This is a genomic window from Prevotella multiformis DSM 16608, assembly GCF_000191065.1.
GTDB lineage: Bacteria > Bacteroidota > Bacteroidia > Bacteroidales > Bacteroidaceae > Prevotella > Prevotella multiformis.
Map to the genome: position 1 here is coordinate 234,167 of NZ_GL872282.1, position 17,497 is coordinate 251,663.

Annotated in this window: 14 protein-coding genes and 1 pseudogene; 5 read left to right on the forward strand and 10 right to left on the reverse strand. The window is 53.6% G+C overall.

Annotation, left to right across the window (positions count from 1 at the left end):
• Window positions 1–15: 15 nt before the first annotated feature.
• Both HMPREF9141_RS01020 and HMPREF9141_RS01025 read right to left on the reverse strand, forming a co-directional pair.
• Window positions 16–873: a GNAT family N-acetyltransferase gene (locus tag HMPREF9141_RS01020; RefSeq protein ID WP_007366527.1), complete on the reverse strand. Its 858-nt coding sequence runs from the start codon at window positions 871–873 to the stop codon at window positions 16–18.
• Between the two features lie 11 nt (window positions 874–884).
• The gene (locus HMPREF9141_RS01025; protein ID WP_007366528.1) at window positions 885–1,262 is read right to left on the reverse strand and encodes a nuclear transport factor 2 family protein; all 378 of its coding nucleotides are present in this window, start codon (window positions 1,260–1,262) and stop codon (window positions 885–887) included.
• 117 nt (window positions 1,263–1,379) lie between these two features.
• Here HMPREF9141_RS01025 and HMPREF9141_RS01030 point away from each other — a divergent pair.
• A pseudogene (locus HMPREF9141_RS01030) lies at window positions 1,380–1,658 on the forward strand (DUF418 domain-containing protein); the annotation flags it as partial.
• A gap of 187 nt (window positions 1,659–1,845) precedes the next feature.
• Here the strand turns inward: HMPREF9141_RS01030 and HMPREF9141_RS01035 are convergent.
• The 6 genes from HMPREF9141_RS01035 to HMPREF9141_RS01060 all read right to left on the reverse strand — a co-directional run bounded on the left by HMPREF9141_RS01035 (window position 1,846) and on the right by HMPREF9141_RS01060 (window position 12,884).
• Entirely contained in the window at window positions 1,846–7,710 is a 5,865-nt protein-coding gene (locus tag HMPREF9141_RS01035; RefSeq protein ID WP_007366530.1) for a helicase-like domain-containing protein, read from the reverse strand.
• Complete coding sequence (locus HMPREF9141_RS01040; protein WP_007366531.1) at window positions 7,700–8,152, reverse strand: DUF1896 domain-containing protein; 453 nt, start codon at window positions 8,150–8,152, stop codon at window positions 7,700–7,702. Before HMPREF9141_RS01040 ends, HMPREF9141_RS01035 begins: the two co-directional genes overlap by 11 nt.
• A gap of 238 nt (window positions 8,153–8,390) precedes the next feature.
• A complete protein-coding gene (locus tag HMPREF9141_RS01045; RefSeq protein WP_007366532.1) occupies window positions 8,391–10,481 on the reverse strand; it encodes a type IA DNA topoisomerase in 2,091 nt (696 codons plus the stop codon).
• A gap of 59 nt (window positions 10,482–10,540) precedes the next feature.
• Window positions 10,541–12,118 (reverse strand): DUF3945 domain-containing protein, encoded by a 1,578-nt coding sequence (locus HMPREF9141_RS01050; protein WP_007366533.1) that lies wholly within the window; start codon window positions 12,116–12,118, stop codon window positions 10,541–10,543.
• A 19-nt stretch (window positions 12,119–12,137) separates the two neighbouring features.
• Complete coding sequence (locus HMPREF9141_RS01055) at window positions 12,138–12,488, reverse strand: helix-turn-helix domain-containing protein (RefSeq protein WP_007366534.1); 351 nt, start codon at window positions 12,486–12,488, stop codon at window positions 12,138–12,140.
• Between the two features lie 3 nt (window positions 12,489–12,491).
• The gene (locus HMPREF9141_RS01060; RefSeq protein ID WP_014224631.1) at window positions 12,492–12,884 is read right to left on the reverse strand and encodes a helix-turn-helix domain-containing protein; all 393 of its coding nucleotides are present in this window, start codon (window positions 12,882–12,884) and stop codon (window positions 12,492–12,494) included.
• 250 nt (window positions 12,885–13,134) lie between these two features.
• Here HMPREF9141_RS01060 and HMPREF9141_RS01065 point away from each other — a divergent pair, with 250 nt between their 5' ends.
• Window positions 13,135–13,428, forward strand: coding sequence for a helix-turn-helix domain-containing protein (locus HMPREF9141_RS01065; protein WP_007366536.1), 294 nt, complete (start codon window positions 13,135–13,137; stop codon window positions 13,426–13,428).
• 39 nt (window positions 13,429–13,467) lie between these two features.
• Window positions 13,468–13,773, forward strand: coding sequence for a helix-turn-helix domain-containing protein (locus HMPREF9141_RS01070; RefSeq protein ID WP_014224629.1), 306 nt, complete (start codon window positions 13,468–13,470; stop codon window positions 13,771–13,773).
• A 91-nt stretch (window positions 13,774–13,864) separates the two neighbouring features.
• On the opposite strand, the gene HMPREF9141_RS01075 is transcribed toward HMPREF9141_RS01070, so the two are convergent.
• Together HMPREF9141_RS01075 and HMPREF9141_RS01080 are read right to left on the reverse strand one after the other, a co-directional pair.
• Window positions 13,865–14,227 (reverse strand): virulence RhuM family protein, encoded by a 363-nt coding sequence (locus HMPREF9141_RS01075; RefSeq protein WP_007366538.1) that lies wholly within the window; start codon window positions 14,225–14,227, stop codon window positions 13,865–13,867.
• A gap of 13 nt (window positions 14,228–14,240) precedes the next feature.
• Window positions 14,241–15,476: a site-specific integrase gene (locus HMPREF9141_RS01080; RefSeq protein ID WP_007366539.1), complete on the reverse strand. Its 1,236-nt coding sequence runs from the start codon at window positions 15,474–15,476 to the stop codon at window positions 14,241–14,243.
• 349 nt (window positions 15,477–15,825) lie between these two features.
• On the opposite strand from HMPREF9141_RS01080, the gene HMPREF9141_RS01085 reads away from it, so the two are divergent.
• Both HMPREF9141_RS01085 and HMPREF9141_RS01090 read left to right on the forward strand, forming a co-directional pair.
• Entirely contained in the window at window positions 15,826–16,614 is a 789-nt protein-coding gene (locus HMPREF9141_RS01085) for a Cof-type HAD-IIB family hydrolase (RefSeq protein WP_007366540.1), read from the forward strand.
• Window positions 16,615–16,812: 198 nt separating this feature from the next.
• Window positions 16,813–17,445 (forward strand): cation diffusion facilitator family transporter, encoded by a 633-nt coding sequence (locus HMPREF9141_RS01090; RefSeq protein WP_007366541.1) that lies wholly within the window; start codon window positions 16,813–16,815, stop codon window positions 17,443–17,445.
• Window positions 17,446–17,497 lie beyond the last annotated feature (52 nt).

Sequence of the window (17,497 nt, forward strand, 5' to 3'; positions counted from 1 at the left end):
TCATATAAATGTAGGTTAAATTTTTCTGACCATTTCAAACTGTTGTCCTTTTGGGGTAAGTCCTAATGATGACAAGAAACCAGTGACTGATTCACAATCGCAATCAACATTAGTAAATTTGAGTACATCGCTTTGAAAATGACTGACAGCACTTTTAAGCAAGGACTTGCCTATTCCTTTACGCCGGTAATCTTTTGCAACTGCGAGGGATGAAATATCGCCTGATGCCGGTTCAAAGATAACAAATCCGACAAGTTCTTCTCTTTCATAAGCTCCCAATATGTCCAAATTGTCGATTCCGCGTTCCAGTGAAGCCCTGTCATTTTGCCATGAAGGATGAAAATCGAACCAGGCCGTTTGGTTAAGGCAGTTTTTTAAATCCGATGGGAGTATGCGACATGCAGTATGGTTTACTTGCAATACAGGAACAATATCGCTCAGTTTGGCAGAGTAGTAGTTGAAATTTCTCTGTGTTTCAAAGCCTAATTTGCGATATATTTTTATTGCTTTGTGATTGTGTTGCAAAACTTCCAGTACATATTGCCGAACTCCTTGTTGATATATCAATTCGAGGCTGAAAGTGAATATTTTTTGGGTTAGGTGTAATCCCCGGAATGAAGGTACGGTTCCCGTCCCTGTGTCATAAGCCGTCAAGATGTTGTTGTACATGCCTGTTCCGTTAAACACAAAAGAAATCAGCCGTCCTTCGAAAAATGCTCCGAAAGATAGTTGTGGATTGTATCCTCGTCGGTCGAGCATGCGTCGCAATTCATCCGCATTCAAAGAGAAATCATAATCTTTGAATGCGGATGAGAATGCCGCATACAAATCTTTGAAAGAAACGGACTCTAAAGAATGAATGATGATTCCCATATCGGACGGTGTTATGTGTTTGGATTTTTATCACTATTCTCTACGGTTAAACCGTGCTGTTTGAGAAAGCTGAGCTTATCCCAATAACCTCTTTGGAAAACGATTTTATCGTTTTGCACATGGAAGAATCCGCATCCTCGCAACCCGAGCGGATCTTTCCATTCCATGATAGCCCATTCTCCATCCTCGAATATATGCTCAACAATACAAACCATTTTTGAGGTTGCAAATTCATTTACAAACATTTTATGGATAGCTGTTTTTCCTATAACCGGGGTGTTTGCGACTTGATGGTTTATGGCATCCTGAGCGTATAAGTTTGCCAAAGCGACTGCATCGGCGGCGTTGAAGCAGTCAATCCATTCTTGTAGTATCTCTTTTGGCGTCATATTTTTCGTATCTTTTATTCTTTAATATTTAATTGTTGCTTTTTCCTCTATAAGTTAGAATTAGATATTTTTCTAATTCCTTTTGAAATGATCATCAAAAACAAAATTAGTATTTTTTTCTGTTTTACTGATGATTCTGTAGAAATATTCTCGTTCATATTATTGTGTCATAAGGAACGTGTCAAAAAAGCGGTTTCCACATTACAGCTTTATGGTAAAATGAGTTTAACCAACTACATAACGCAATCTGTTGTCGGTACTGTTATCTATTTCCCATTCGTATTCTATTTAGCCCCTTATTGTGGGTATGCAGCAAGTTATCTTATCGAATTCACTCTCTTTGGGAGTCAAATATGGTTGTGCAAATGGTGGCTGACAAAACATAAACAAGGTTAGTTGGAATATTTTTTGGTATAATGTTTATAAACATAAATCAAGAAAGAATAAATAAATTTAATAGAGGCTGCCCAAAAAGAAAGAAATCCTTACAATCACTCTTCTACAGATACTTGCAGAGGGGATAAGATTTACTTTTAGACCTTTTGGATAGCCCCTATTAATATTTTATATAAAATTCATAATTTTAAATTTTTATCCCTTTCGATCGGTTTTCATCCTTAAACTGAAAACCCGGACGCCCGATAATGATATGATTGGCAATGAAATTGCCAGACGGACTTCGTTTATCCATCGGGCTGCGTATCGGTGGTGCATCATCGGTTTGTTGTGGCGATATGCTCCGTACACCTTCCGAAACAGGCTTGACCTCCTGTCCGTCGTTCTCCTTTTCGGCGACATCGGGTGTAGGCGGCGCAAGCTCTAACTGTATTTTGCGGTCAAGCGCGGCAAGTTCGGACTTCAACTGTTTCAGTTCGTCCTCCTTTTTCCATACCTTACTTGCTATCTCCTGCAACTGTGGGACTTCCTTTTCCAGCACCTCGTTCTTTCCCTTATACTGGTCGATGATGGACGGAATCCTCTCCAATGCGTTCAGGAAATTACGTGCGGCGGCTACCGGATCAGCCATCGCCAGATGCCCGTTATTGTAAGTGTACTTGTAGTTTCCCTCCACCACGAAACGGTTGTCGGTAAACTCCAGCCCCTCTTTGAGTATTCTCTCGCTGACCACCTTTATCGGAAAACCGTAAAGTTCCCCGACAGGCTTGTACAAACCGCCCGTCGTGGCGTTCTTGGCGATTTCCTGCAAACGCTTTCCGATAACCTTTTCATCGGTAGAATCCACACCGTCCACCTTGACAGCATTCTGGCGATTGCCCTCCTTATCGGTCTTGACAACGGAAAGAAAGCGGTTCCAATCTTCCGTCATGGCTTCGATTACCGCCGTATTGTTGCGCAGTTCCCCCGTCTTGGCTTCCAGCTTGAACTCCGAATCGCGCTTGCCCTTGTTGAACGACTTGCGTTCCCCTTCGAGCGAGGCGATACGCTTTTCCAGTTTCGCCTTGTCCAAAAGGTCGGTATTGCCGGAGAGCAACGCCATGTACTCCGAGAAGTTCATGCCCGATTTCTCGTCCATAGCCCCCTCGTCGATGGTACGCGCGCCCATCGCCCCGCTTTTGAGCTGCGAGATGAATGTCTGCTTGCAGTGCAGCAGGTTGAACTTGTAGCTGTCCAGCGACTTTTCCACAGCGTAGATGATGACATCCACGTTGTTCCCGGCAAAATGCTTGGCAATCTCGTTGCCTGCCCTGACTCCCCGTCCGTCACGCTGTTGTAGGTCGGACGGACGCCACGGCGTATCCAAATGATGGATTGCGACACACCGTTTCTGCGCGTTCACACCCGTTCCGAGCATGGAGGTGGAGCCGAACAGCACGCGCACCGTTCCGGCGTTCATGGCGTCTATCACCCCCTTGCGTGCCTTGTCGGTCTTGCACTCCTGAATGAAGCGCACCTCGCCTGCCGGGATGCCGTAGTCCTCCGTCAGTTTCCGCTTTATCTCGCTGTACACGTTCCACCCGTCGCCCGGCTGGTACGTTCCCAGATCCGAGAACACGAACTGCGTGCCTTTCTGCGCGTCATACCTGTGGTAATACTCCGCAATCGTCTTGGCGCAGTGCGAAGCCTTGTTGTCGGGGTGGTCTTCGTAATGCGGGTCTATCATGCGCATATCGAGAGCCATCTTGCGGGCGTAGTCGGTGGCGATAAGCATCTTCGCCTTCTCCTCCGTTTCCGACAGGGGTGGTCTGCCCAGCAGCGTGGCGTCACCCGTCTTGGCGAACTGCATCAGCTTTTGGATGAAGTCCTCCTGCTCCGGCGTCGGCGGTATGTGGTGCAGTATCTCGTTCTTGTGCGGACGGTCCACGCCCACGTCCTCCGCCGTGCGGTAGTCGGTTATCTCGTTGTAGAAGGCGGCAAGCTCCGGCACTTTGATGAAGTAGCGGAAACGCTCCTTCTGCACCACGTTGTTCGTCACGTTGAACTCGAAGTCGGTCGTCTTCTTGGCAAAGATAGCCGCCCAAGCGTCAAAGCAACGAATATCCTGCCGTTCCAGTTCCTTAGGGCGAAGGTACTTGAAGAGCAGGTACAGCTCCGTCAGCGAGTTGCTGATGGTCGTACCGGACAGGAACGTAGCCCCCAAGTCCTTGCCCGTGCGTTCCTGTATGGTACGTATGGCAAAGAGCATGTTCAGGGCTTTCTGGCTTCCTTCCGAGTTTCCCAATCCCGCCACACGGTCGTGCCGCGTGTTGAAAGTCAGGTTCTTGAATTGATGGCTCTCGTCAATGAAGATATGGTCGATGCCCATCTGCTTGAAGTCCACCACATCATCCGTGCGCGATTGGATGGCATGTTCCACCTTCTCCAACTTCGCTTCAAGGTTGTGCTTGCGCTTTTCCAGCCCTTTCAGCATCGCCCTCGACACGTTCTTGCCCTGTTGCCGCAGGACTTCGAGATTTTCCTCCACCGTGTCAAGCTCCGCTTGCAGGATGCGCTGCTGCAACTCCGGCGACTGCGGAATCTTGCCGAACTGGTCGTGCGACATGATGACGCAATCGTAGTCGTTGTTCTTGATGTTGTTGAAGAAACGCACGCGGTTGGCGGTCGAGAAGTCCTTCTCCGAGGCATAGAGAATCCGCGCGTTGGGATATGCCGCCTGATAGGTGGCGGCAATCTCCGCGACATTGGCTTTCAGCCCGATAATCATCGGTTTGTGCGCCAAGTTCAGGCGCTTCATCTCATGCGCTGCAATACACATTATCAGCGTTTTACCGGTTCCCACCTCGTGGTCACAAATGCCACCGCCATTCTGTTTGAGCATCCAGACGCAATCCATCTGTGACGGATAGACGCTCTTGATACCCCGGCTTGCCAGCCCTTTGAGGTTGAGGTCGGGAAATGTCTGGTGAGAGCCGTCATACTTTGGGCGCACGAAACAGTTGAACTTGCGGTTGTACATCGTCGTCAGCCGTTCCTTGAACTGCGGCGACTGCTCTTCCAGCCATTCCGAGAACCCGTTGCGGATTTCATCAATCTTGGCGTTGGCGAGCTGTATGCCCTCGCTGTCACGCACCTTGATGTCATTGCCATGCTCGTCCTTACCGATGGATTTCATCATGTCCGGGCAGGTGTTGTGCAGGGCGTGTTTCAACAGGTGCATGCCGTCATAGTTCCGGTAATAGCCCTTCACTAAAAACTCGTCCGTGATTTTCATGGTGCGGCAGCCGCACGCCACCGAAAACTCATCCATGCTTGCGGAGTAGGCGATTTTCACGTCCGTGTCGAAAAGATGGCTCATATAGGCGGCATACACGCCCGTCGGAATCCAGCGTTCCCCGAAATTGAAGTCGAGGTCCTCAAAGGCGATGCGCGGCGGCTCGGCTTCTTTCAGAGCCTCCAACGCCTGCTTCACTTCCGGCATACGTCCGTTTTCGGGGTTGTCGCCCATCCATGCCTCGATGCGCTCCGCCTTTTCTATCACATTCCCGGCGATGAACCTGTCCTTTATCTCGTAACCGGTTACGAGCGGGTTGTAGAAGATGCGTCCTTTGAGGGCGTCAAGCAATCCCTCCTCCGTGCTGTCGGTTATCTCCCGCATATAGTCGAGATTGACCGTGCCGAACTTGTTGAGCGACGCGGAGAGTGCCTCTTCGGGAGAGCTTACGTTGGCATGGCTCTCCACAGAGAAGGAAACGGGACGCTCGAAAATGTCCGCCTTGACGAACCTGCCGTCCTCCGCCCGTTCCAGCGAAAGGATGTCGCGTCCGGCGACATCCATCATCAACAGTTTCACGTTATGCTTGGCATTGAGGTTGCCGTAGCGCATGACAAACTCATCGTAGCAGGTGTTCAACGCTCCGCGTTGCGCAGACCCTTCATCGTGATACTCCGCCTCGTAGCGGTAAAGCCGCTCGTATGCGTCACGGAGTGACACATACAACATCGCTTTCTCCTTCTGGTAGCCGGTCAGGTCAAGCGGTTGGAATGTCGCGCCGTAAGGCGTGAGGCCCTTCAAATAACCGAGATTGCGTGAAGCATCCAGTACCATAGAGCCGTCACGGTAGTGCGGCTCCAGCATACCGTTGAACGGACGGGGAGAAAGGTCGAGAGGTTCCTCCTTCGGCTTTTCCGTTTCAAATTCAGGGAAAAGGGAAGTTGTTGTCTCACTTGCGTTATTGTCCGTAACGGGAACGGTTGCGACTTCCGTCTGTGCTTCGGGGCGTTTTGTCGCTTCCTTTTCCGGCATGTCAATGGCGGGAGCGGCTTTCACCGCCGTCCCGTCCACCCGTTGCTTCTCCTGATGCTGTGCCGCCAGCCTGCGAAGTTCCTTGCGTCGCTCCGGCGTGAGGTCCATCATCATTTCATAGAAACCGTTGATGGGCGGATTGGTGTCCCAATCCAAAGAGGCGTAAATATCATCCAGATCGCCTTTGGCTGCGAAACTCACCGGCTTTGTTTCATGGCTGTCCCTCTTCTCCGTCAGTGGTGCAACAGACGGCTGTGGCGGTGCAGTCGTAACCTTCGGCGTAACCTGCGCCTGCGGTTTGGGAGGCATACGCCTTGCCGGGCTTTCCTTTTTCGCCGTCTTTTTCTTCTTGGCGGGGGCTTCCTGCTTGCGTACTTCCTCGGTCATGCCCCAGAGGTCGAGCAGGGAGAGCTGCACGCCCTCCGAATAATCGGGGCGGCGCGGCTCTATCTCCGACTTTTCTTCCTCCGGCTGCGGTGTTGCCGCTTCGGGCTTCGCTGCCATTTCATGACGTGGCTGTATCTCAGGAGTGACAACCGGTGTGGAAATGGTTTCTGTTACCGTGCTTTTCCCCTGTGCCGGATGCAGGCTGTGCATTTCATACAGCTTTTTGTCCAACTTATACAGCTCAATATCCATATGTTCCCGCAAATCCTCCGCCATTTGCCCGATGCCGTCCCGGTGCATGACTTTATAGGCTGGTTTCCCGTAAGGGTCTGTGCCGCTTATCAGATCCGAGTGGGGAATCATGCCGATGCTGCCGACATACCCGTTCTGGAAACTGCCTATCGGTGTCTTTTCCGTCTGCACGAACAACTCTTCATAATCGTACAGCTCCCGTTTCTTGCCGCTGTTCTTTTGCAGGATAATCAGGTCGCTGCCCACTTCCGTACCCGCGTTGTCCGTGAAGAGGTTGTTCGGCAGGCGTGCGACTCCCACCAGATTGGCATTACGCATCATATACTCGCGTATGGGCGCGTTGGACGGTGCGTCCAGTACCCCTTGAGAGGTGATGAACGCCACGATGCCGCCCTCACGCACCGCGTCAAGGCTTTTCAGGAAGAAGTAGTTGTGTATTGCCTTCGGTGCGGAACGCCTTGCCGGGTCTTGGCTTCCTGTAAATTCCGGGTCGAACACAGCCACGTCGCCGAACGGGATGTTCGAGATGGCAAGGTCGAAATAGTCCGTGAAGGGCTTCTCTATCTTCTCGAATCCCTGCACCCTTACCTTTTGGTCGGGATGCAGGTGTCCCAATATCTTGCCCGTCATCAGGTCTTTCTCGAAAGCCATGATGTCCGCGTCCGGCTTGTTTTCCAGCACGGCATCCACGAATGCGCCCACGCCCGCCGACGGCTCCAGCACACGGTCGGGACGTATGCCGTGTTCATGCAGAGCCTCCGCAATCGTGCCGGTTATCTCCGGCGGGGTGTAGAAAGCGGTCAGCACGGACTGCTTCATGGCATCCACGTACCGCTTGTACTCCGTATCGTCCTTGCTGTTTTCACGCACCAGCCTGTGCAGTTCTACCGTAGGGGTAAACAGTTCGAGGTCCGATTTCGCCCAATGCACGGCATCCGTCAGTTCCTTTGCAGGATTCAGTATGCACTTCAACCCGCCGAAACCGCAATACTTCCGAAGTATGGCTTGTTCCTCGGCGGTTGCCGTCCTCCGTTCCCTGTCAAGGATGAATGCCGTCCGTATCGCCTCGATGTTGTCCCGCAGCCGTTGTTTGCGGTTAAACGCCATATTCCCCGATATAAAGGACGGCGGCTCCCGTCAGCTCCGTGTAGAGCAGGTCGTATTCGGGCGACAGGGCGAAATTGTCGTCCGAAAGGTCATAGGCGGAGAATACGTTGCCGACCGGCGGCAGCAACTTTCGGATGAAGGCTTCGCGTTTCTTTCCCGGCACTTCGTCGGCAAACTCGTTTTCCACGACTTCGCGGAGGATGGCGTACTTGGAATAGCGAAGCCCCCGCAGGAGCGTGTCCATCGCCAACTCCTGCGCCCCTTCGGGCGGATAGCCTTCGAGCCGCGCACGCTCATACGTTTCGGCGGCACGGTCGGCACGCTCCCGGATGAAGGCATCGTCGGAAGCCTGTTCAAACCTGTTCGTGCGGAGGTAGTCCAGCAGGTACAGACCGTAATAGGAAAAGTCGGTCTGACCCTCGTTTTTCTTCTTGTTGTTCATTACTTTGGAATTTAGTGGATTGATAATGACGGGGATAGTCGTCTGAAAAGGAGAAAGAAAAGGCACTCGGTATCCCTCCGAGTGCCACCACTAAATCCAAAGTATGAGTGTAATCCGGTATCGAAGAACAATTCATTACTCTGAACAAGTGGCAAAGGTAGTGCAAATCGAAGACAATACGAAATAAACCCGTTTATTTCTATTGTTGAGGTGCAGCCTACTTTCTCAAAAGTTAATACTATTTCTTCCGTCCTGAAAATTTCCTGCTCGTGTTCCTTTCGGGGAACACGAAAGTCGTGTTATAGTCCCCGTCAAAGGCGACTATGGCGTCGAAGCTCTTGCCCTGCTTGCTCTTGAAGCCTTTGAGCAGCTTCGTATGCCCGTCGGTGAGCAGGTCTTTGATCTCGTCATCGGAAAGGGTGCGGTTCGCTTTCAGGCGGAACACGGGCAGCCCGCACTCCGCGTTGTCGCAGCGTACCACCTTGCCGTAGAACTGCATGCTGCCCGTCCCGCACTTGGGACACTTGCAGCCGGAATCCCTGCGGGCGAACAGTTTGTCGCACGAGAGCAGTTCGGAGGTGATTTCGCGTGTGTACGCCTCTATCTCCCTGCGGAAGGTTTCGGCGGGCATTTCCCCGCGCTCGATGCGTGCCAGATTCTTCTCCCATTCGCCCGTCATGGTTACGTCGGCGATGCGCATCGTCTTCACGACCGAATAGAGGGCAAGCCCTTTTTCAGTCGGCACAAGCGATTTCTTGCAGCGTTCCATGTAGCCGCGCTTGAAGAGCGTTTCGATAATCGCCGCACGGGTGGCGGGCGTGCCGATGCCGCAGTCCTTCAACGCCTGACGGAGTGCATCGTCCTCTATGTCCTTGCCCGCCGTTTCCATTGCCGACAACAGTGTCGCTTCTGTATGCAGCGGCTTGGGTTTGGTCTTTCCCTCCGTGATGGAGCAGCCTTTCAGCGTCAGCGTGTCGCCTTCCCGCCAATCGGGGATGGAGGTTTCTTCCTTGTCCTCCACGCTATAGACGGCACGCCATCCGGCTTGCCTGATGACGCTGCCTTTCACCGTGAACTCCACTCCGGCACACTCCGCCGTGACGGTGGCGGTGTCCTTGACGCATTTTTCGGAGAAAGCCTCGATCATGCGTCCGGCAACCATCTGATAGACGGTGCTGTCCTCTTTGGAGAGGAATAGTGGCTTCTCGCCCGTGACGAGCAGGGCGTGGTGGTCCGTCACCTTGCCGCCGTCCACGCTTCTGCGTGTCGGGACGCATTTCGGCTGCACCTTGCCTTTCCATTCGGGCAAAGCCCCGATGAAGGCGAGCAGCTTGGGGATTTCGGCGAACACGTCTTCGGGTATGTAGCGGCTTCCGGTTCGCGGATAGGTGATGAGCTTCTTCTCGTAAAGCTTCTGCGCGATTTCAAGCGTCTGTTCCGCCGTGAAGCCGTGCTTGGCGTTGGCTTCCTTCTGGAGCGTCGTCAGGTCGTACAGCAGCGGTGTTTCCTCCGTCTTCTCCTTGCGTTCGGCTTTCGTGACGGTGGCTGTGCCTGCCGACTTCACCTTATTATATAGTTCCGTCGCAGGCTCTTTCTCTTTCCACTTTTCGGAAGAGGAAAACTTCACCGTTCCTTCATCGCAGCCGTCCGTTGCGATATGGAGCTGCCAGAAGGCTTCGGGCGTGAAGCGGCGGTTCTCCCAATAGCGTGCGCACACCATCGCCAACGTGGGTGTCTGCACCCGCCCGATGGAGTACGTGCCGTGTCCGGCGGCGATGGAGAGTGCCTGCGTGCCGTTGATGCCCACGAGCCAGTCTGATTCGCTCCGCGCTTTGGCGGCAAGATAGAGGTTGTCGTATTTGCCGCCCGCTTCGAGGTTGCGCAGTCCCTCGCGGATAGCCTTGTCGGTAAGCGAGCTTATCCAGAGGCGGACGAACGGGGTGGTGCATCCGGTATAATGGTAGAGGTAGCGGAAGATAAGCTCACCCTCGCGCCCTGCATCGGTCGCCACGATGATCTGTTCGCTTTCCTTGAATAGCCGGGCAACGGTCTTGATCTGCGCCACCACGCCGCTGTCGGGCTTGTAGCCCTTCTCCGTCTTTACCTGACGGGGGACGAGCGTGAAGGTGTCGGGAATGACGGGCAGATTGTCACGGACGAAACCGCGTATGCCGTAGCCGTCGGGCATGGCAAGCTGCACAAGGTGTCCGAACGCCCAAGTCACGGCGTAGCCGCCTCCCTCGAAATATCCTTCCTCTCTCTTTGTCGCGCCCACGATACGGGCGATCTCACGTGCCACAGACGGCTTTTCTGCAATGATTGTCTTCATATTCTTCTGTCGTTTTGAATTTTACAAATGTTACTTCGGATTTAGTGGCGGACACGGGATTACATCTTCATGCCCTTGTTGTTTCTTTTCTGCTGCTGTTGCTGTGCGGTGTCCTTCGGGGCGGTCTGTCCCTTCCGCAACGGCTCTTTCAGGTTCTTGGTAGCCTCGTTGGTCTTGCCCTCGCTGTTCACCGCCACCTGCGTGCGGCTCTCGTTGGAAGGGGCGACCTTCTGCGCGTTGTCGGGGTTGGTGTCGTAGCGGTACGGGCGTCCCTTCTCCGGGTTGAACTTGATGTACATCGTGGCGTGGAAGCCCTGCTTGTCGGTCACGTTCTCTAATTTCACGGCTTTGCCAGCCACGTAGTCGGCTTTCTGCTGTTCGGTGAAGTCCACGCCGCTCCATTTGCTGATGGGGCGGATGCTGCCGTCGGCGTTCGTCCACGTGTTGCGGCGTTGCTCCTTGTTCGTGCCTCCGGCATTCTCCGTACCCTGCGCCTGTCCCTGTGCGGGGGTGTTCTTCGTTTCCTGCGTCCGGGCGGTACGGGGCGACCTGCCGGTTCCCGGCACGAACTCCACGCCGCGCTGCTCCACGTTCACTTGCAGGGTGGTGACGAACTTCCTGCCGTCCTTGCGCTCGATGAGCTTGTCGCGCACGGGCAGCCCGGCACGCAGCATGTCCTGCTCCTGCTTGGTGATTTCCGTCTTGCCGATGCGTTCCGGTATGCGCACCTTGTTCGTCGGGACATCCGTGATTTCGTTCGTCTTGCGGTCAATACTGACGAACGAGGGGATGATCTCGCCCGTTTCCCTGTCCACGAGGTCCACGACCCTGCCGAGGTTGCCTGTTTCGCGCAGGTTCTTCCGGTCGTCGTCGGAGAACTTGTGTTCCTTGTACTCGTCGAGCTTCTGCTCCTTGCGGATGAAGTGCGGCACAAGGCTGACATTGCCCTCGCCGTCCTTCTTGAAGGAGAGGCGGGCGTCCAGCTCGAAAGCCTCTCCGCCGAAATTGGGCGACACCCTCACCAAGTCGGACTTGCCGTAGTTGAGCATTCTGTTAAGGTCGCCCGACTTTTCAAGGTCGTCGCGCTTCACGCCCCATTTCTCCTCCAACTCCTGCCAGTTGATCTTGCTCTCGTCGATGGGCTGGTAGCCCCGGTTGCCCTGCGTCTGCTGCGGGCTTTCCTGATTCTGTTCGTTTTTCTGTTCCATCTCTTCCTGTTTTTTAGGTTCGTCATCTTGTTTCTGTTCCGGTTGTTCCTGCTTTTCGGCGGACTGCTCCTCCTGTACTTTCTTTTCGTAGCCGGAGGTGTCCACCTTGTGGGGCGCAAGCAGTTCCTTGTTGCCGTCGGGGTCTTTCAGCAAGTCCTTGATAACCTCCAGCAGCTTGTCGGCTTGGTCCGCCGCGACACGGTAGAAACCGAAGCGGCTGGGTTCCTTGCACTGCCGGAAGAAGTTCTTGAAGAAGTTGTCCAGCACGTCGCCGTGCCGGTCGAATTGCAGGAAACTCTGCGCGTTCTCCGCTTTCGCGGGGATGCGCTTGGGGGAGCCGTCGGCGTTCAGCCCGGCTACCACGCTGATTTCGCCCGTCTTCTCGTCACGGACAACCAGCACGTCCTTTTCGTCTTTTTTCTTTGCCATCTGAAAAATGTTTTAATGGTTATTTTTGAAAGAAATTATGGATACGGGCCTTGTAGAAGGCTATATCTTCCTTGCGGAAGTCCTTTACATGTTCGGAGAGGAACGTCAGCACGTCCGCCTCGCTGTAATAGGTCTTTTTGCCGAGCGTCTTGTAAGGCAGCGCGCCGATGCTGCGGTAGCGTTGCAGGGTGCGCTTGCTGATTTGGAGCAGCATGCACAGGTCTTGGTTGTCGAAAAGCCTGATCCCGTTCATCGGGTTCGGGGCTTTGCCGGACGGCTGCATGGAGAGCAGCATCTCGTCCTGACGGTCGAGCCGTTCCATCACCTTCTGCATCCAGTTCTCGAAATTGTTGCGGGTAAGCAGTTCCATGTCCTACGTCCTCCTTCCTTTGGGTCTGCCGCCCGTGCGCAGCGTGTGGTTGCGTTTCAGCTGTTCCGGTGTCGCGGCTTCGCCCGTGACGGTGCTGTCTTCGAGCAGGCGGTCTATTTCAGACTGCCGGTAGCGGCACTTGCCGCGCAGCACGACATAGGCGATGCGCTGTTCGCTGCGCATGCGCTGGAGGGTGCGGCAACTCACGTTCAGCAGGTGCGCCGCCTCGCGGGTGGTGAGCAGCCTGTCGGGGGATTCTTCCTTCCTACCGCCGGAAACGGCACGCACGTGTGCCGCTATCTCGGCTATCTGTTCCGTCAATGCGGTGAAGGCGGAACTTTCCATCGTTATCACTTTCATATTCAGTCCTTTCTTTTGGTTTATTTGCATGAACATAGGCTGCGCCTCGGCATACCGTTCAAGCGAGCTTGACGTGCTGCGCTCGGCTTGCGCTATGTTTCTGCGACAAAATTCGGCAATAAACCAAAGGGGCTTTAACAGCTCACTACGTGGCTCACGTAAGATTTTTACGGATAATGGCTCCGTAACCCGGACAGACGACGCAACAAGCTGCCTTTTAGTGGGAAACGGCACGTGTTCAAGGCGGCTTCGTTACCTTTGCGGCAAACTCTGAAATGTTTTGCTTATGGAAATAGTATCTATCGAGAAAAAGACCTTCGAGATGATGGTGGCGTCCTTCAACGCCCTCGCGGAGAAGGTAGCCGCCCTGAGGCGCAGGAGCGACGGCGGGCGGATGGAAAGGTGGCTCACGGGCGAGGAGGTCTGCGGGCAGTTGAGGATCAGCCCGCGCACGTTGCAGACCTTGCGTGACAGGCGGCTTATCGGCTACTCGCAGATTAACCGCAGGTTCTATTACAAGCCGGAGGAGGTCAAAAAGCTCATTCCGCTTGTCGGCACGCTCTATCCCTGCGGGAAATGATTTGATTTTTATTATTCACAACCCACTGAATCCGAAATGATGATGAACGAGAACAATGAAGTGTTTACAATGGAGGACGAGCCGCTTGCCTCCGTCGTGCAGAACATGCGCAAAGGCTCGAAATGGCTCTCCGCCTTTCTGGAAAGTTACCGCCCGCCGTTGGACGGGGAACGTTACCTGACGGACAGGGAGGTGGCGGAACTGCTCCGTGTCAGCCGCCGCACCTTGCAGGAGTACCGCAACAACAGGGTGCTGCCCTTTATCCTTTTGGGAGGGAAGGTGCTTTACCCCGAATCGGGGTTGCGTGAGCTGCTGGAGGCGAACTACCGCAAGCCGATGGAATAAGGCGGCTGCATGAAAAAAAAGGAAACGGGCAACTCCTTCACGGGGCTGTCCGTTTCCTTTTTATTCTTATTATTATATGTCTTCTGCGTTTTCAGCAATACCCGGCTTTTCCGTTCTGTATGAACATCACGTATGCCTGCCGCTTTTCCTTCGAGAGTGCTTTCTCTACCAGCCACGTGCGGAACACGTGTGCATGGTAGGTGTTCAGCCGGAAGGCAACGGGGATGATGATTTCAAGCGAGTAAACATCCGCGTGCAGCCCGTTTTCAAGCCGCATGTAGCGGCACACCTCGTAGTCGTTCAGCACGTCCGGCTTGCGGACGGCTCTGATGGCGGCGTTCACAGCCGGGACGCCCGTGTGGAACAGTCCGGCGATTTCTGTGGCGGTCATCCATATCTCGTTACCGGTTACGCTGACCGTGTTGTCCTCTATGATGATGGTTCCTCGTGTCATGGCTTCTCTGTTTTTAGATGGTGCAACATGAAAATTCCTCGATGCCGTTCAACCTTGCGGCAAGGTTCTCCATGTCTTGGTTGAGCTTCTCTTTGGTGATTTTCGCGTATATCTGCGTCGTCTTTATGCTCTTGTGTCCCAGCATGGAACTCACCGTTTCGATGGGTACGCCGTTGGAGAGGAACACCGTCGTGGCTGCCGTGTGGCGGCTCTGATGCCACGTGATATGCTTGGTGATACCGCAACGCTTGGCGACGGAACGGATTCCGGCAAGGCACGTGTTGTAGTGGGGAACGGGGAAAATCCTGCCGTTCCCGCACAGACCCCGGTATTTGTCGATGATGCGCTTTGCGATGTCGAGCAGGCGGATATTGGACACCACGCCCGTCTTCTGGCGGTTGATGTTTATCCACTCGTGTTCGTCGAAGTAGGTATGGATGTTCTCTTCCGTCAGGTTGCGCATGTCGGCGAACGACAAGCCCGTGAAGGCGCAGAACAGGTAGAGGTCGCGGTAAAGCTCCTGCTTGGCGTTTTTCAGCCTGCCCTCCATCAGCAGCCGGATTTCCTCTTTCGTCAGGAAACTGCGTGTCGTTTCCTCCTTCTTGATTTCATACTCCCGGAACGGGTCGCGTGTGAGCCACTCGTTGTTGATGGCGATGAACACCATCGTCCGCAAGGGGCAGACATACAGCCACACGGTATTGGTGCAGCAGTGCTTGTCCGTGCGTAGGAACATCTCGAAGTCGGAGATGAAAGCGGGCGTAAGCTCTTTCAGCGCGATGTCCTTCACGCGGTAGCGGATGGTGAGGAATTCTTGCAGGTGCTTGTAAACGGTCTTGTACTTCAGGAGCGTGCCTTTGGCTTTCATGCCAGCCTCCACCTGTTTCTCGTAGTCCTCGTTGTGCTGGCGGAACACCTGCATCAGCGTGTGGTAGCGGTGTTCCAGTCCGAGAAAGGCGTTCTTGACCTTCTCCGCCGTGACGAAATTGTCACGCTCCATGATTTCCTGATAATGTCTGTTGATGCGCACACGCATCTTGTCGAGCATGCGGTTCGTTTCGAGTGCCGCCGTGCTTCTGCCCGTGACACGTCCCCCTTTGGTGTCCCACAGCTTGGGATCGACGGTCAGTTTGCAACTGAACTGCGTCTGGCTGCCGTCCACCGTGATGCGTCCCATGACGGGTACTGTCCCGTCCTTTTTCACTACCTGACGTTTGAGGTAGTAGATTACTGAAAATGTACTCTTCATCGTCCTTAATTTTTTTAGGTTCAAAATTAGTCGGTGAAGAGTCCGTCGCCGGTACGCAAAACGGGGAGGAACGGCGCAATCTTTTTCCGTAACCGGATTTGTTGCGTGGGTTGTCAATAACTCACTAATCCTTAACGCCTTGTTTCGTTATCCGTGTCCGTTTGTCGCCTTTTCGGGCATGGTTACGGACAAGTAACGTAGCGGCGTCCTGATTTGGCTTTAGGGGTGATTGCGATGGCTTCACGAATAATCGGAAGCACAACTGAAACCCTTGTAACTCAATTCTATCACTATATCTTTCCGCATTTCACTTTTTTGTAGTAACTTTGTAGCCAAAAGTGACACAGACATGGCTATTAAAGCAGCTTTCTTCGATATAGACGGAACACTGGTATCGTTTCAGACACACCGGATTCCAGATTCAACGGTCAAGGCCATTGAACAGGCAAAAGAACGCGGGGTAAGAATTTTCATTTCCACAGGACGACCCGCGGCCATCATCACGAACATCGATGCCATCCGCCATCTCATTGACGGATATATCACCTTCAACGGAGCACGTACGTTCATCGGCGACGAGGACATTACGCTGATGCCCATCCCCGAGCAGGAAGTCCGCGCGATGATCGCCGATGCCAGCCGGCGGAATTATGCGGTAGTAGTATGTGGAAAAGAGGATATCGGCATCCACAACCACACCAGTATCTTTGATGAGGTCTTTGTCCGTGGCTTAGGGGTCAACAACATTGATATACACAAGCCGATAGAACCGCTGTTGCGCCGGCCGGTTCTCCAGCTTACCCCGTTCTTCAGCGTGGACGACGAGAAGCTGATCCTTCCTTCCATGCCTCACTGCATAGCAGCCCGGTGGAATCCGCATTTTACAGACATCACCGTGCGGGGAGCCGACAAAGGGAATGCCCTTCGCCGACTGACGGAGCATATCGGAATCAGCCCGGAGGAGTGCATCGCTTTCGGCGACGGCGGCAACGACATGAGCATACTCCATGCAGCAGGCATCGGGGTGGCCATGGGCAATGCCAATGAGGAGGTAAAGGCAGCGGCTGATTACGTGACGACAAGTGTGGATGAAGACGGTATATGCAACGCCTTCATCCATTTCGGGATAATTCCATAATGGGTTCTGTCTTCATAACTCATTCGTCAAAACACTGCCTGTCAACTTCTCGTTCCTTCCGCCTTCAAGTATATCAGCAACGGGACACGTGCAGGAAACCGGACGACTGAAAACATACGGTGAATGACAGAGCCGGCTGCAGAAGCGGCACGTTTATTGCAGACTTTGATCTATGGATTTTGAATTAAACAAGTGACAATGTCAAACAGAATAGAACGCTCTTCACAAGAGAAACGGACATCCTTCGTGGTCGTCTTCGCTTTCTGCATGATGCTGGCAGAGATCATCGTGGGACTTACTTCTCATTCCATGGCCCTCTTCGCCGATGGTGTCCACATGGGATCGCACGTGCTGGTCATCGGCCTGAACTGGGCAGCATACGTACTGGTACGGCATCTGGAAAGCAAGGAGACAACAAAATATGATACGGAGAAAATCCTGGACCTATCGGCCTTTACGAGTGGTATTCTCCTGATTATCATGGCTGTATTCATCATCATTGAAGCAGTAGAACGGATGACGACCCATGGAGAGATCCTGAATTACAGACTTGCTTTGCTGACAGCGGGCATCGGTCTGGTCGCCAACACCATCAGTGCCTCCGTCCTACATGGTCACCATGGCACGACAGACTACAACAGCCGGGCAGCCTATCTTCATGTCCTTTCAGATGCCCTGACAGAGACGGGGGCCATCGTCGGCCTGCTCTGTGCAATGTTCTGGAACATCACCTGGATCGATTCCGCCGTCGCCGTCGCCAGCGCCCTGGTGGTGCTCAGATGGGCGAAACGGCTGCTCTGGGATACAGGACGGTCGCTGACACGACGATGACCGCGACCCTCCGGGACGGAGACAGGAGCCGGCTGTATCAGCCTCCTGACCG